At 46.5% G+C, this 15671-nt stretch carries 15 protein-coding genes; 10 read left to right on the top strand and 5 right to left on the bottom strand.

Translation table 11 applies throughout. The features are described 5' to 3' along the window. Positions 1-5: 5 nt before the first annotated feature. The 9 genes from DF182_RS08395 to DF182_RS08355 all read left to right on the top strand — a co-directional run bounded on the left by DF182_RS08395 (position 6) and on the right by DF182_RS08355 (position 9734). Positions 6-1031: a PorP/SprF family type IX secretion system membrane protein gene (locus tag DF182_RS08395; protein ID WP_113615195.1), complete on the top strand. Its 1026-nt coding sequence runs from the start codon at positions 6-8 to the stop codon at positions 1029-1031. Positions 1032-1155: 124 nt separating this feature from the next. Beyond that, on the top strand, positions 1156-1737 hold the full coding sequence (locus DF182_RS08390) for a hypothetical protein (RefSeq protein ID WP_147243379.1): 582 nt from the start codon (positions 1156-1158) through the stop codon (positions 1735-1737). 151 nt (positions 1738-1888) lie between these two features. Next, positions 1889-2566 carry a phosphonatase-like hydrolase gene (locus DF182_RS08385; RefSeq protein ID WP_113615193.1) on the top strand — a complete coding sequence of 226 codons (678 nt, stop codon included), beginning with the start codon at positions 1889-1891 and terminating at the stop codon, positions 2564-2566. A 23-nt stretch (positions 2567-2589) separates the two neighbouring features. Next, positions 2590-3735, top strand: a complete 1146-nt coding sequence (locus tag DF182_RS08380) for a TIGR03364 family FAD-dependent oxidoreductase (RefSeq protein ID WP_113615192.1) — start codon at positions 2590-2592, stop codon at positions 3733-3735. Positions 3736-4252: 517 nt separating this feature from the next. After that, positions 4253-4951, top strand: coding sequence for an LOG family protein (locus DF182_RS08375; protein WP_113615191.1), 699 nt, complete (start codon positions 4253-4255; stop codon positions 4949-4951). Between the two features lie 170 nt (positions 4952-5121). After that, positions 5122-5763, top strand: coding sequence for an O-methyltransferase (locus tag DF182_RS08370; RefSeq protein ID WP_113615190.1), 642 nt, complete (start codon positions 5122-5124; stop codon positions 5761-5763). 38 nt (positions 5764-5801) lie between these two features. Next, positions 5802-7277, top strand: a complete 1476-nt coding sequence (locus DF182_RS08365) for a glucosaminidase domain-containing protein (RefSeq protein ID WP_113615189.1) — start codon at positions 5802-5804, stop codon at positions 7275-7277. A gap of 53 nt (positions 7278-7330) precedes the next feature. Then, the gene (gene hpt, locus DF182_RS08360; RefSeq protein WP_113615188.1) at positions 7331-7867 is read left to right on the top strand and encodes a hypoxanthine phosphoribosyltransferase; all 537 of its coding nucleotides are present in this window, start codon (positions 7331-7333) and stop codon (positions 7865-7867) included. A 121-nt stretch (positions 7868-7988) separates the two neighbouring features. After that, the gene (locus DF182_RS08355; protein ID WP_113615187.1) at positions 7989-9734 is read left to right on the top strand and encodes a YfbK domain-containing protein; all 1746 of its coding nucleotides are present in this window, start codon (positions 7989-7991) and stop codon (positions 9732-9734) included. A gap of 3 nt (positions 9735-9737) precedes the next feature. Here the strand turns inward: DF182_RS08355 and DF182_RS08350 are convergent, their stop codons facing one another. The 3 genes from DF182_RS08350 to DF182_RS08340 all read right to left on the bottom strand — a co-directional run bounded on the left by DF182_RS08350 (position 9738) and on the right by DF182_RS08340 (position 12630). Further along, on the bottom strand, positions 9738-10679 hold the full coding sequence (locus DF182_RS08350; RefSeq protein WP_245957392.1) for a class I SAM-dependent methyltransferase: 942 nt from the start codon (positions 10677-10679) through the stop codon (positions 9738-9740). Between the two features lie 78 nt (positions 10680-10757). Further along, on the bottom strand, positions 10758-11927 hold the full coding sequence (dnaJ, locus tag DF182_RS08345) for a molecular chaperone DnaJ (RefSeq protein WP_113615186.1): 1170 nt from the start codon (positions 11925-11927) through the stop codon (positions 10758-10760). A gap of 109 nt (positions 11928-12036) precedes the next feature. Continuing rightward, entirely contained in the window at positions 12037-12630 is a 594-nt protein-coding gene (locus DF182_RS08340; RefSeq protein WP_245957391.1) for a nucleotide exchange factor GrpE, read from the bottom strand. A 209-nt stretch (positions 12631-12839) separates the two neighbouring features. Between DF182_RS08340 and DF182_RS08335 the strand changes: the two genes are divergently transcribed. Beyond that, positions 12840-14012: a class I SAM-dependent rRNA methyltransferase gene (locus tag DF182_RS08335; RefSeq protein WP_113615185.1), complete on the top strand. Its 1173-nt coding sequence runs from the start codon at positions 12840-12842 to the stop codon at positions 14010-14012. Positions 14013-14094: 82 nt separating this feature from the next. On the opposite strand, the gene DF182_RS08330 is transcribed toward DF182_RS08335, so the two are convergent. Continuing rightward, positions 14095-14451, bottom strand: coding sequence for a T9SS type A sorting domain-containing protein (locus DF182_RS08330; RefSeq protein ID WP_113615184.1), 357 nt, complete (start codon positions 14449-14451; stop codon positions 14095-14097). 183 nt (positions 14452-14634) lie between these two features. Further along, positions 14635-15666: a PorP/SprF family type IX secretion system membrane protein gene (locus DF182_RS08325; RefSeq protein ID WP_113615183.1), complete on the bottom strand. Its 1032-nt coding sequence runs from the start codon at positions 15664-15666 to the stop codon at positions 14635-14637. Positions 15667-15671 lie beyond the last annotated feature (5 nt).

The following is a 15671-nucleotide window of genomic DNA, read 5'->3' as shown; positions in this document are numbered from 1 at the left end:
GAGCCATGAAGAAGTTGATTGTTAACATCACGGTAGTATGGATAGTTGGAATGTTGGTTTCTGTAAGTGTATCCGCTCAGGACCTGCACTTTTCCCAGTATTTCAATTCACCGTTAACCACCAATCCGGCGAACACCGGTTTTATCCCTGACGGAAACTTCCGTGTCGGTATCAATTACCGTGACCAGTGGAGTAGTGTCCCTGTTCCTTACAAGACGATGTCGGCCTATGGAGACCTGCAGTTGTTGAGGGAAAAGCTTATCTATGGCTGGGTAGGTGTAGGTGCTGTAATCCTGCGGGATGTGGCCGGAAGCGGTAATCTGACATCTACCAAAGGATACGCCTCAGTGGCTTATCATCAGCTGCTGGGCGAAAGTAGCTTGCTGTCGCTGGGCTTTCAGGCCGGATCTGCTGGTAAACGGGTAGACATTACCAAGCTTACCTTCGGTGACCAGTGGAATGGAAAGTTTTTTGATTCCCGCATGCCTACTGCTGAGCCTTTCACGCAGTCGGCCGTTAACTATTTTGATATGAATGTGGGAATGAACTACGCCTATTTCCCGACAGAAAATTTGTATATCAACACTGGTCTTGCAGTTCAACATATCAATACGCCCCGGGAAACTTTCTATGACGGTGATAACAAGATCTCACGCCGGTATACGGGCTTCCTGAATGCCAGTATCAAAACCAGTGACGTGCTGATCATCAACCCCAGTGCTTACTATTCCCAGCAGGCTAATACACATGAATTTGTGATCGGGTTGAGTGCCGCTTATAACCTTTCTGGTGACGGCGACAAACAGGTGTCTGGCGGTATTTACTACCGGGCTAAAGATGCAGCGGTGTTTTTGGTAGGATATCAGCTTAGTAATATAAAGCTGCAGTTCAGTTACGACGTGACCACCTCCAACCTGGCTACTTCCAACAGCCGTCGGGGTGCTTATGAAATCGGCCTGGTTTACAGTGGATTGTATTCCAATCGCAGCTTCAATAACGCCAAAAGGGCTACTATCTGCCCCTCTTTCTAGGTACAGTGGCCGGCAAAAGCTAAATATGGACAGCTGAGTGGTAATAGTTATTTTTGCCAGGGAAACACCTATGGGGAGACCGTTAACTATCGCCCCTTCTATTCATTAAAATAATAAACCAGGTATGAAACGTTTATTGACGGGTATTCTTTTTCTTATGACCACCCAGGTGGTAGTTGCACAGTATTATAAAACAGACACCAGTGCACACACGGGCTTTGATCGTTCCCGCCTGATCCTGGGTGGCTCGCTGGGGATGGTGTTCGGCGATTATACCAATGTGGATGTGTCTCCGCTGGTAGGTTACCGCTTCAACGATTACATAGCTGCCGGTGTGAATGTGAACGCGCAGTATGGTCAGTTTAAAAGTTATGACGGTTATGGTAATACCGCCCAGCGGGATAAATACACCATTTTCGGAGGGGGCATATGGGGCCGTGTATACCCTGTTCCTATGTTGTTTGTGCATATCCAGCCTGAGTATAACGTGATCTCCCAGAAATCCACTGTTTATTATACAGATCCGAAACGTGACTTCAGCACTAACTACAGCGTGCCCAGCCTGCTGATCGGTGCCGGTTATACCCAGAGTGTAGGCGGACGCGTAGGTGTTGGTATCTCCCTGATGTACGATGTGATCCAGGATAACCGTTCTCCTTACCGGAACAATCTTATCTACCGTGTAGGTGCGGGAATAGGTTTCTAATATCCGCCATTGTCAATGATATTGCCCGTCCGGCCCTTGCCGGACGGGTTTTTTTATGCCGGTTATTGTGTTACCTCCTTGTTAAATGTTTATAAAGGCTAAACTTATTTTTACATCTTTAATACCTTTGTGACCTGTTAATTTTAAAGAGATGGAGATACAATTAGCCGTTTTTGATATTGCCGGCACCACGCTGCACGATGAGTCGAACGTAGCAAAGGTGTTACAGCAGACCATTCTGCTGGCCGGGGTAGAAGTTACTTTGGAAGAAGTGAACGAAGTAATGGGATATGCCAAACCTTATGCGATCCGTTATCTGCTGAAACAGAAAAACGATGCACGTTTTGCAGATGAAAGCTTTATCAGGGAGCTGCATACCAGGTTCGTGGAAGACATGAAAAAACACTATGCCACCGACAGCACTGTCCGTGAAAAACAAGGCGTATCCGCCGTATTTGCGGCATTACGGCAAAAAGGTATCAAAGTGGCGCTGGATACCGGCTTTGACAGAGACATCACCAATGTGATCCTGGAGCGCACCGGCTGGCTGCAACAGGGACTGGTAGACGCAGTAGCTACTAGCGATGAAGTGCCTTATGGCCGCCCTTATCCGTATATGGTGTACCGTATCATGGAACAACTGGAAATACGCAGTATTGCCCAGGTAGCCAAAATCGGAGATACTATTTCTGATCTGGAAGAAGGTACCAACGCAGGTTGCCGTTATGTAGTAGGTGTAACCACCGGCGCCTATACCCGTGAAGAACTGGAAAAAGGACCACATACCCATCTGGTGGCCTCTTTAGATGAATTGTTATCTATATTGTAAACGCATTCTTATTAACAGCAATCATGCAACAACAACAAGCTGACGTAGCGGTAGTAGGCGCAGGCATAGTAGGACTGGCCATGGCTTACAAGCTGGCTGTCAAAGGCAAAAAAGTAGTTTTATTTGAAAGAAACAGCAAAGCTATCAGCGCTTCTATCCGCAACTTCGGGCTGGTATGGCCTATAGGTCAGCGTGCCGGTAAGATGTACGACCGTGCTATGCATAGCCGCAGCGTATGGAAGGAAATTGCTGCCGCCACTGGTCTGCAATGCCAGGAAACAGGTTCTCTGCACCTCGTATACGAAAAGGACGAACTGGCTGTACTGGAAGAATTTGCCCAGGCCGCTCCTGGCAACGGATTTAACTGTGAGCTGATCACTCCAGGCAATATTGGTAAATATACCAGCGCTATTAAAACAGACGGTCTGAAAGGCGCCCTGTGGAGCCCTACAGAAATGACGGTCAACCCCCGTGTTGCCAGCGCTACCATTGCAAAGTACCTGGAAGAAAAACTGAACGTGATCGTTCGTTTTAATACTGCTGTCAACGGTATCAGTATGCCGTATATCGAAACAAAAGACGAACGCTGGAGAGTGGATCAGGTGTATGTATGCAGCGGCGCAGATTTCGAAACATTATACCCGGCAGCCTATGCTACCGCACCGCTGACCAAATGTAAACTGCAGATGATGCGTACCATTCCGCAGCCAGGCAACTGGCAGCTGGGCCCTGCATTATGTGCCGGTCTTACCCTGGCGCACTACGCTTCTTTCAACGACTGTGCTGCATTGGTTCCTCTGAAACAACGTTTTCAGGAAGAGATGCCGGAATACGTGAAATGGGGCATCCATCTTCTTATCTCCCAGAACGGCGCAGGAGAACTGACCATCGGTGACTCTCATGAATATGGTCCGGACTTCGAACCATTTGACAAAGCATTCATCAATGATCTTATCCTGAAATACATGCATACTTTCCTGGATGCACCTACTTATACCATTCAGGAACAATGGCATGGTATCTATCCTAAACTCACCAACGGTGGCACCGAACTGGTGATGTCTCCGGAGAAAGGTGTCACAGTTGTAAATGCACTCAGCGGAGCCGGTATGACACTGTCTTTTGGTTTGGCAGAAGAACTGACAACTGCAACCGCTGATAACTTTTGATTTAGATGATGAATATGATGTATAAGAATGTGTAGGTGAGATGAATCATCATAAAATTATCAGTAATAATTTTTTATAAAGCCTGTAAAAAAGCGCCCATTGATTTTTATCAATATGGGCGCTTCTCTTTTTATGTCATTCAAAATTTCCGCTCATCACATCATCATAAAAATCAAACAAATCACAGTTGTTTTTCATCTAAATAATTAATAAATTAAATCTGATCTGATTTATTCGGGTCCTATGAAACGTTATGAAAACAATTGCCGGCAACTGCCTTTGATTTTCAGATTATTCAGTCAATATCGTATTAACCAACTTTAGCAACGTTTCTGCAGCCAGGTTTTAAACGACATGGCTGCATGTTCATAACGTGTTAAATGTAAAGCGGGTTTCTTTTAAGTTACCTGCTTTTTTGATTTATAGGGTAGAAAGCCAATAAATTCCATAAATTACAAGGGTGTCCTGTATTCGCGTGTGGAGTGGGATACCTTAAATTGTAAAAAATAGCAATGGCATGAATGATAGTTTAAAAAATCTCAAAGAAAGGGACTGGACAGAAACAAGAGCGCATTCCAGCTGGCAGATATTCAAGATCATGGCGGAATTCGTAGATGGCTTTGAGTCACTCGCTAAAATAGGACCTTGTATCTCTATATTCGGCTCTGCCCGTACCAAACCCGGCAACCGTTATTACGACCTGGCACAGGATATAGCCAAAAGACTGGCGGAAGAAGGATTTGGTATCATTACCGGTGGTGGTCCGGGTGTAATGGAGGCGGCCAACAAGGGTGCCCAGGCAGCACATGGAAAATCGGTAGGTGCCAATATCACCCTGCCGCATGAGCAGAATCCCAATGGTTTTATTGATCCCGATAAACGACTCAACTTCGATTATTTCTTTGTCCGCAAAGTAATGTTCACCAAATATTCTCAGGGTTTTGTAATGATGCCCGGTGGATTTGGTACCATGGATGAATTTTTTGAAGTAGCTACCCTTATCCAGACTAAAAAAATGGAGGAAACTCCAATGGTACTGGTAGGCCGCGAATACTGGAGCGGTTTGCTGGAGTGGATCCGTACCGTGATGATGGAAAAAGAGAGCAATATCAACCCACAGGACCTCGGATTGCTGAAACTGTTTGATACAGCTGATGAAGTAGTGGAGTATTTCCGGGTATTTTATACCACCAATAAACTCAGACCTAACTTTTAATACTGCCGTGTCCGGCTACTGGTGGCCGGACACGGATATACCTGCCCGTTACCGGAACAGAATAAATTCCGGTGCGGTAACGTTATGTGTATAACTGTTGTCCATATGCGGGTTTTTACTTGCAGGCTCATCACAACCGCTTTTTTCATAGTTTTGCAGAAATTTTTTATATGGAGCTCATATCAGCGGCAGCAGAGGCATTTTCAGAGAAGTATACTAGTCCGGAAGGTGAGGTGCTGTATAAATTAAATCGTGAAACGCATCTGAAAGTGGAGTTGCCACATATGCTCAGCGGCCATGTACAGGGCCGTTTTTTGCAGATGGTGAGTCACATGATACGTCCGCGCCGTATTCTGGAACTGGGCACTTATACCGGCTATTCCGCTATTTGTCTGGCTGCCGGCCTCCCGGAAGATGGAATGCTCCATACTGTAGATATCAATGAAGAACTGGAAACCCTTTGCCTTCAGTATTTTGAAGCATCCGGGTATTCTGATAAAATAAAAATGCATATTGGTAAAGCAGCCGAAGTGATCGATTCACTGGATGAAGTGTTTGACCTCGTGTTTATTGATGCTGACAAAGCCGGTTATGTACATTATTACGACCTGGTTTGGGAAAAATTACGCCCCGGCGGATTTATCCTGGCCGACAATGTACTGTATCACGGACAGGTATTACAGCCGGAAAATGAGCAGGGCAGTCAGGCCAAAGCCATGGTGAGATTCTGTGAAAAAGTGCTGGCCGATGACCGTGCAGAACAGGTGTTGATCACCCTGCGCGATGGCCTCCTGCTGATCAGAAAAAAATAAAATCAGCACCTAACCATGCCCATTAAATTCGACAAAACATGCAAGTAAGAAAATTTTTGTTGGTAGTCAGTTTTCTTATTGGCTGCTTGCCGCTGATGCTGAAGGCTCAGAAAATGACCACTCAGCAGTACATTGCTACCTATAAAAGCATCGCTATCGATGAAATGCGCCGCAGTGGCGTGCCCGCAGCTATCAAACTGGCACAGGGTATTCTCGAAACACAGTCCGGTAACGGTACCCTGTGTTTGCAGTCCAACAACCACTTCGGTATCAAATGTAAAAACACCTGGACCGGTAAAACCATCCGATATGATGACGATGCCGCTCAGGAATGTTTCCGCGTATACGACAATGCCAGAGACTCCTATAAGGACCACTCCGACTTTTTACGCAACAATCCCCGCTATTCTTTCCTGTTCCAGTTTGATGCCGATGATTACAAATCCTGGGCTTTCGGACTTAAACAGGCTGGTTATGCTACCAATAAAACCTATCCGCAACAGCTGATCAAGATTATTGAAGACAATAACCTGCAGTTATACACGCTGATCGCTATGGGTAAAGCTGCCCCGGAACAAGGTAGCTTTGATGAAAAAACACCCATATATGCCGGCAATAACAATAAACCAGATACCAAACCAACCTCTTCCAAAAACAACCATACGGGATATAATAAGCCGGTAGCCGGCAACTACCCCAAAGGTGTGTTTGAGATTAACGGCCGTAGAGTGGTATTCGTAAAAGCCGGTACCTCCCTGATTCAACTGGCCAGCCAGCACAGTATCCGCCTTAGCAAACTGGTGCGCTTCAACGATCTGGAAAACGATAATCCTCCCCGTAAAGACATGTTTATCTTCCTGCAAAAGAAAGGTAAAAGAGGCAGCAAGGAGTTTCACAGTGTAAGCAATGGAGAAACCATGCACGACATTGCGCAGGCTGAAGGTATGCGTTTGAGATGGTTGCGCCGCCGCAACAAGATGTATGAAGGGGAAGAGCCGGCAGCAGGCCAGCGCCTTACGCTCGACGGCTATGCCTCCAATGCTCCCCGTCTGGCTAAAAACACCCGGATATTAAAAGAAGAAGATCAGGAACCACCGGAAGATTTTTCTCCCCGCAAGGAAATCGATAAGATGAAGGAAGAAATGGGCAAACCAACCCAGGGTGGAGTGGCCGCTGTGCCGGAATCCAAACCTGCTCCCCAGCAGGGTGGTGTACCAACAGGCATGGTGGAAGACCTGAAAAAAGTAGGAGATGTGGGTACTAATGGTACGGCTAAAGCTACGCTGCCACCAGCATCTACGCCTGCACCGGCGCCTCAGCCTCCGGTGTACAAGCCTGCACCGGCACCCGCACCGGTTCCACAAGCGGGTACCCGTTATCACGATGTACAGCCCAAAGAAACGCTGTACGGTATTGCCAGGATGTACAACAAATCTGTAACCCAGTTACAGGAATGGAATAATTTGCAGGGCTTCGATATTAAAATAGGACAGCGCCTGTTAGTGAATAAGTAAGCAGTGATCCTTTTCCTGCTTATCATTGTTAAATTAGGAAATGAAGTAGTATTATGTCGGTTATTCAGGTGCATGACAAGAAGTTCCAGCCTTATATTGGCGCCACTGAACTGCAGCAACGTATCAGGGAAATGGCTGCCGAAATGAGCAGGGACCTGAAAGATGAACGCCCGCTGTTTATTGCCATCCTCAACGGCTCTTTTATGTTTGCCGGTGATCTTTTCAAATATCTCAACATTCCGGCTGAGATATCTTTTATCAAACTGGCTTCCTATAAAGGAACCAAATCTACCGGCAATGTAGTTCAGGCCATCGGACTGGATGAAGATCTCTTCGGCCGTACCGTGGTGATCGTGGAAGATATTGTGGATACCGGTAAAACGCTGAGCCAGTTCCTGCCACAGCTGGAACACCAGCAACCTAAAAAACTGCTGGTAGCATCACTGCTCACCAAACCGGAAGCCATGGTGCATCCGATTAAAATTGATTATCTGGGATTCTCGGTGCCTAATAAATTCCTGTTGGGCTATGGATTGGATTATGATGGTCTGGGCCGTAACCTGCCTGAGATCTATCAATTGGTAGAGTAGGAGAAGACCTTCGGAATACAAAGCAGCAAGGGTGCAAAGGGAATACAGATGGTTGCCTTTTGTGTCTTTGCTGCTTTGTGCTTTTACAGCAAAAACTGGTAGGAAATTACTACCTTAACATATGCGAAAGTTCCTTTTACTCTTATTGTTATGGGGTGGAAGTATACAAGCGCAAACAATATGGGTGTCGGGAGCGGTGGAGGACAGTATTACCCATCGTCCTCTTGCCGGTGTTACCGTGAGCGTTATGAACGATACGGCGAAAGTATTGACCAATGCTTTCGGCCTTTTTAAACTGGGGATTCCCGCTACTGTGGCGAAGCTGTTGCTTACCCGGGAAGGTTACCATCCCCTGCAGATCACGGTTAAAAACACGGACCGTCTGCTGATAACATTGTCGCCTATACGTAAAGCCCCTGACGCTATAGCGCTGGCTAAAGCCAGTGCCCGTACCCGACAGTACAGTAACCCCAACTACGGCAATGTAGGCATGGGCGTTAATGCTTTTTTCAATGAAACATATGGCACCACTTATGAAAACAGGTTCACCCGTGCAAAGGTGCGCCCGGTATCTGTTTTTGCGGTGGATGTGGACAGAGCCTCCTACAGTAATGTACGCCGTTTCCTGCGGCTGAAAGAGCCGGTACCGGTGGATGCTGTACGGATAGAGGAGATGGTCAATTATTTCCATTATGACTATCCGTTGCCGCCGGAAGGTAAAACCATGGCGTTATACAGCCGTTATACTACCTGTCCCTGGGAACCGTCGCATCAGCTGCTGCAGATTGCGATGAGGGCCAAAGCTTTGCAGACAGACAGTCTGCCGCCCAGCAACCTGGTATTTCTGATCGATGTTTCCGGGTCTATGGGTACACCTAACAAACTGCCTCTCCTGCAGGCCGCCTTCCGTATACTGGTCAATAACCTGCGTCCGGCTGATAAAGTAGCAATCGTTACTTATTCCAGTGAGCCTGGAGTCAAGTTACAGGCCACTTCCGGCGAGGAGAAAGAAAAAATATTAAATGCGATCGATAACCTCAGCGCAGGCGGAGCTACTGCCGGAGAAGCTGCTATTAAAATGGCTTATCAGATAGCCGCCGAGCAGTTTGTTCCTAATGGCAATAATCGCGTTATTCTGGCTACTGATGGCGATTTTAATGTAGGCCTCACCAGCGATGCTGAGATGGAAGAGCTGATCACACAAAAGAAAGAGAGCGGTGTATTACTGACTTGTCTGGGCTTTGGTATGAAGAATTATAAGGACTCCAAGCTGCAGGCTTTGTCCAGCAAGGGGAACGGCAACTTCGCCTATATCGACGATCTGGAGGAGGCGAGCAAAATTTTTGCACGTGAGTTTGGCAGCACGCTCTTTACTGTTGCCAGGGATGTGCAGACAGAAGTGACTTTTAACCCCGCTGTAGTAAAATCGTATAGGCTTGTAGGTTATGAGAACAAAGTGTTTGATGTAGATACCTCTGCTCATGAGAAATATGGCGGTGGTATTGTGGGCAGCGGACACTGTGCGGTAGCGCTCTACGAGATTATGCCACAGGATGGAGCCTTACCGGCAGATAGTCTGCTGGCAAGGGTAAAAATCTCTTACCGTAATCCGCAGGACGCTGTTTTACAATATGTCAAAACAGATATCAGCACAGCTTCTTCCTCTTTTGAGGCGGCGCCGGATGATTTCCGGTTTGCCGCCTCAGTGGCTTTGTTTGGTATGATACTGCGCAACTCTGCCTACCGGGGTTGCGGTGATGCTGATATGGTGATGGACATAGCCCGCAAGGCCCTGGGCAAAGACAGGGAAGGGTATCGCCAGGAATTCCTCAAGCTGGTGAAAATAGTACGTAAAACGAAGTACTGACACTTATTTGATCAGCCGGTAACATTTACGGATCATCTTCTGCTGGAAATCGAAGGGCAAGGTTTGATTAGTGATATCCTTGATGGAGGATGCGTTGATTTTGTCTGCTTCCAGTACAAAGCGCCGGTAGTTATTACTGAAGTATACTACACCGTCTTTTTTGGTGGCCAGCAGCACCTTGTTGAGCAGTTCGGCATGGTCCCGTTGTATATCGAGGAATTCCTTCATCCGTTTGCTGTTGGAGAAGGTGGGCGGGTCCATGATAACGAGGTCGAAGGTGTTTAATTTGAGCGAATCGAGGTATTGCAGCACATCGGCATGTACAAAAGGATGTTTGGACGGATCGAAGCCGTTAAGGCGCATATTCTCTTCAGCCCAGGCCAGGTATGTTTTGGAGAGGTCTACAGAAGTAACTTCAGCCGCGCCGCCGGCAGCGGCATATACGGAGAAGGAGCCGGTGTAGCAGAACAGGTTGAGTACTTTTTTATCTTTCACTTCATCGCGTACCATGCTCCGGGTGATGCGATGGTCGAGGAAAAGGCCGGTATCGAGGTAGTCAGACAGGTTGATTTTGAATTTCAGCCCGTTTTCGTGGACGGTCATTTCCTGGCTTTCTATGCTGAGTTTTTCGTACTGGCTTTGGCGGTTTTCCTTGCGCTGCCGCTGTTTTACCCAGATATTGGCAGGTGGGATGTTGAGTACCTTGCTGATGAGTTCCAGGCAGTTGTCGAGCCAGGCTTCGTGGGCATCTTCTTCCATTCCGTGCTTGCGATGATATTCCGCGATGTATACGTGATCTTCATATATCTCAATGCTGAAGGGGAATTCGGGGATATCATCATCATACACCCGGTAGCAGGTGATGTTTTGTCGTTTGGCCAGTTTGGAAATATGCCGGAATACTTTGGTAAGCCGGTTCTCGAACATCTGCAGTTTGGAATCCATATCAAATCCAATATAACGAAGACCATAGCGGGGGCCGCTATGGTCTTCGTTGTTTATGATAAATAGTTAAATGATCAATCAGCTGAATATATCTCTTACCTTTTCGAAGAATCCTTTTTCGGATTTTTCGGGGTTGGGTTTGAAGTTATCGGATGATTGTAATTTATCGAGCATTTCTTTTTCGTCCGCGCTCAGGTGTTGTGGCGTCCATACGTTTACCTGTATGAGCTGGTCACCTTTTTCGTAGGAGTTGACAGAGGGGAATCCTTTGCCTTTGAGGCGGAATATTTTTCCACTTTGTGTACCGGCGGGTATTTTGATTTTTGCTTTACCGTCGATGGTGGGTACTTCTACCTGGGTACCGTAAACGGCATCCGGGAAGGAGATGTGCAGATCGTAGGCTACGTTGAGGCCATCGCGCTGCAGTTCAGGGTGTGGTTCTTCTTCGATGAGGATGAGGAGGTCACCGGGAGCGCCGCCTCTTTCGCCGGCGTTACCTTTACCGCTCATGCTGAGCTGCATGCCTTCCTGTACGCCCGCCGGGATGTCGATGCTAACCATTTCTTCACCGTACATGCGTCCTTCTCCTTTACAGTGGCCGCATTTGCTGGTGATGATCTGGCCTTCGCCATGACAGGTAGGACAGGTAGTAACAGTTTGCATCTGGCCGAGGAAAGTCTGTGTTACTTTCCTTACCTGGCCGGAGCCGCCGCAGGTGCCGCAAGACTGGAACGCGTTTTTATCTTTAGCGCCCAGGCCACCGCAATGCTGACAGGGAACGTATTTCTTTACCTTGATTTTTTTGTTGGCGCCTTTGGCTATTTCTTCGTAGGTCAGACGGATCTTGACACGCAGGTTGGAACCGCGGGTACCGCGACCACGGCGGCCACCGCCGCTGCTACGTCCGCCGCCTCCAAAGAAGCTGCCGAAAATATCATCGTTGCCGAAAATGTCACCGAAATTGGAGAATATGTCGTCCATATTCATACCACCACCGCCTCCGAAGCCGCCACGGTTACCGTTCATGCCGGCATGGCCAAAGCGGTCGTATTGTGCCCGCTTATCAGCATCGCTCAATACTTCGTAAGCTTCGGCAGCTTCCTTGAACTTTTCTTCCGCCTCCTTATTGTTGGGGTTGCGGTCAGGGTGAAACTGCATGGCCACCTTACGGTATGCCTTCTTGATTTCATCCTGGGATGCGCTTTTGGCAACACTCAGTATTTCGTAATAATCTCTTTTGGTAGACATTATAAAAATCACTTATTACCGGTGCAAGGCACTGGTATTTATCAGTAAAAAATATTGTTTTACGTCAGCTTTCAGCATAGGCGATTGCAGTTTATGCCACATCGTCACTTTATTTACCTACTATTACCTTGGCATGACGGATCAATTTGTCATTCAGGTAATAGCCTTGCTGTAATACGTCTACCACTTTACCTTGTAAATCCGGAGTTGGGGCCGGAATTTCGGTGATGGCATCGTGCAGATCGGAATCAAAGGTGGTGTGCATACTTTCCATAGGTTTCAATCCTTTGGCCTGCAGGGTAGTTTTCAGCTTGTTGAATACCAGATTTACCCCGTCTTTTACGGCATTGATATCATTGGAAGTATCCAGCTGTTTTGTAGCCCGCTCGCTATCATCCAGTACATCCAGCAAAGATATGATAACTTCTTTACCCGCTGTTTGCAATAATTCCAGTCTTTCTTTTGCAGTCCGCTTACGGAAGTTATCAAACTCAGCCTGCAGACGAAGGTATTTATCACGCATTTCATTCAGCTGCTGCTCTTTTTTAACCAGTTCTTCACCCTCTTCTACTTCTAATGCATTAGTCATATGAGGTGTTTCACTGATGTTTTCTTCAGCATTGAAATCAGGCATGCCATTGTCATTGTCTCCAGCATTGTTAGCCTGTCCGTTTGTCTGCATGTCTTGGTCTTTTTCTGTCATAATTGTAATGATTATCTGCAAAGGAGGTTAGTCAATTATTTTGCCAACCCCTGTTTAGCGGACAAAAAGACAGGAACAGGGAATAATTATGAATGGCGAATACGAATTACGAATGAAGGTGACAGAAAACCAGGCTGATCCATAAATCGTAATTCGTAATTCGCAATTCGAAATTGTTCTGTGTACCTTTGCAGTTCGAAATAAAGTAAATGACCAAGGTTTTTTTAAAGAAACAGATACAAAACAGGGTATTGCTGGGCCACCCCTGGGTGTTTGGCAATGAGGTGTCAGAGATCAAGGGAGATGTGGTGCCCGGTGATATCGTGGACGTACATACCCATCAGGGCTCTTTCCTCGGAAGAGGGTACATCAATCCCCAGTCTCAGATACTGGTGCGCCTGCTGACCCGCGATAAAAGCGAAGAAATCAACGGGGAATTCTTCTACCGTCGCCTGCTCAAATGCTGGCAGTACCGTCAGAAACTGGGCTATGTGGAAAACTGCCGCCTGGTTTTCGGGGAAGCAGATGATCTGCCTGCCCTCGTTATCGATAAGTTCAATGACTATCTGGTGCTGCAAACCCTGGCGCTGGGCATGGAAAAATGGAAACATGCCATTGTAGACGCGCTCAACAGGATTTTCTCCCCCAAAGGTATCTACGAACGCAACGATGTACCAGTAAGGGAACTGGAAGGCATGGAACAACAAAAAGGCTTCCTCAGCGCCCCGTTTGATACCAATATCATCATCAATGAAAACGGCCTGAAATTCCATGTGGATATCGTAAATGGCCAGAAGACAGGCTATTTCCTCGATCAGCAGGACAATCGCCGTGAAATCAACCGTATTGTGAAAGATGCCGATGTGCTGGAAGCATTCTGCTACACTGGCACTTTCTCCTGCCACGCTGGTTACTATGGTGCTAAGAGCGTGCTGGGACTGGATATCTCCGAACATGCCGTTCAAACTGCCCGCCGTAATGCAGAACTCAACAACCTGCAGGATATCTGTAAGTTCCAGGCGGTGAATGCTTTCGACCAGCTGAAACAATACACCCGGGATGATCGCAAATTTGATGTGGTAATATTGGACCCACCTGCTTTTACCAAAAGCCGTGAGAATATTAAAAAGGCAGTAACCGGATATAAGGAAATCAACCTCAGAGGGATGAAACTGCTCAACCAGGGCGGTTTTCTGGTTACAGCTTCCTGCACCAATCTGGTTTCACCGGATCTTTTCCTGCAAACCATCGATGCGGCAGCACGGGACGCGAAAAAACGTTTGCGTCAGGTTACCTTCCAGACACAGGCAAAAGATCACCCCATTTTGAGGAATATTGAGAATACGACTTATTTGAAATTCCTGATCGTAGAGATCGTTTAAGAAGGATAAAGGAGTAGCTTTCGGGTATAGGCTTTCTTTGTTAATGGGTTTATGTTAATGAGGGATAGTCGATAGCTGAAAGCTATTTTACTACGTTGAACTTACCGGATTCTACCAGATTACCACGCTGGTCGCGCAGCTGAAAGATATAAAGACCGTTGTAGTAGTTGTCGAGATTTACAGTTGTTCTGCTACTGATGCTTTTTATCTGATCAATTTTTTTTCCCAGAAAATTGTACACAATAAGATCATACATGCGGTCGTTATTATGCTGTTGAATTTCAAAATTGATGATGTTGGTGGCAGGGTTGGGATAGAGTTTTACAATTTGCCTACCCCCCTCCGGATTGTTGCTCGGTAGGGTCCTGTCTTGAGCCTTGCCAACGAAGGATAAAAGGCTAAAAACCGTAATAAGAATGAGGGTAGAGGTTTTCCACATAGTCTTATAAAAATAAAGTTTTTTTCAAATATTTCCTAATTTTTGTTTGTTAATTCAGGCCCACAAGTCCCATTTTCCTCCATAAAAATAACAAACAATGCGCCATTTTGTTAATCACGCATTTTTTTTATGTAAAATTTAACGCTTTAATTTTTGAAATTTAAATAGCTGATTTTCAGTCATTTAGAACTTGGGGCAGTTCAAACGTTCCAGTGTACTGTTGCGGCTGTTGAGGAACCCCTTGAAAACCAATGACACTTCAAATCCACCGAAACTTTTACTGGCTGTTCTCAACTGCGAGATATTAGCATCGTAACTCATCGCTACCTCAAATTTCTCCATATCGATCTTCACAGTCGGGATAATGGCATCATTCCAACGCAAAAACAGTCCTCCGTAGATGGCACGGGTAGACTCCAAACCTTCGTTCATCAATCCATAACCGATCAGCGCTCCACCGATATATTCTGAATAGCTGCCCTGATGAAGCTGGTTATAATGCGCGATCAGCTTTACCCTTTCCTCCAACGGAATAGTAATACCGGCATTAATAGACAGTTTGGGTGCCATTTCTATGTTTTTGTCATTGTAGAAGGAGATTTTAGCCCGGTTGAAGTGGTAATAAGCCGCTCCGAGGAAATAATTCACATCTTCCCCGATTACACTGTTATAGCTGAGCCCCACGCCGGCATCCAGATAAGTATAACCTTTGAGGGCCAGTTTGCCTTCTTCTCCGGTAGGAGCTGCCGGATCAAAACGACCACCGTTATACTGGTTGTTGAAAGTCATATTGGTGAGGTCAAACTGCCGTTGTACAATACCGCCCATAAAACCCAGGGATAAAAAGCTGGTTTTGTCTTCATTCAGGGATTTATGGTAGTTGACAGCCGGAAATATCTGGGTAGACTGCAGTTTGGAAGTACCGGCCCGGTCATAGGTCAGCTGTAACCCTGTGGTAACATAGTCGTTACCGTTACCAACGGAGAACTTGATTTCACCGCTCATAGTACCGGTCTGATAAGGAATGGTAACGCTGTTCCACTGGTTGCGGTATACTGCCTGAAAACGCACATCTCCGTTGAAAATGCCGATCAGGGCAGGGTTACGGAGTATCGGCGTTTCATAAAACTGGGACAGGTGTATGTCCTGTGCATGCAGCTGTGTGCAACAGCTGATACCAATGAGCGCCAGTAATAGTTTGTATATAATTTTCATATGGT

Source organism: Chitinophaga flava (assembly GCF_003308995.1).
Taxonomy (GTDB): Bacteria; Bacteroidota; Bacteroidia; order Chitinophagales; family Chitinophagaceae; genus Chitinophaga; species Chitinophaga flava.
Note: the sequence above shows the minus strand (reverse complement) of the source record. Positions and strands in the feature narration are given on the sequence as shown.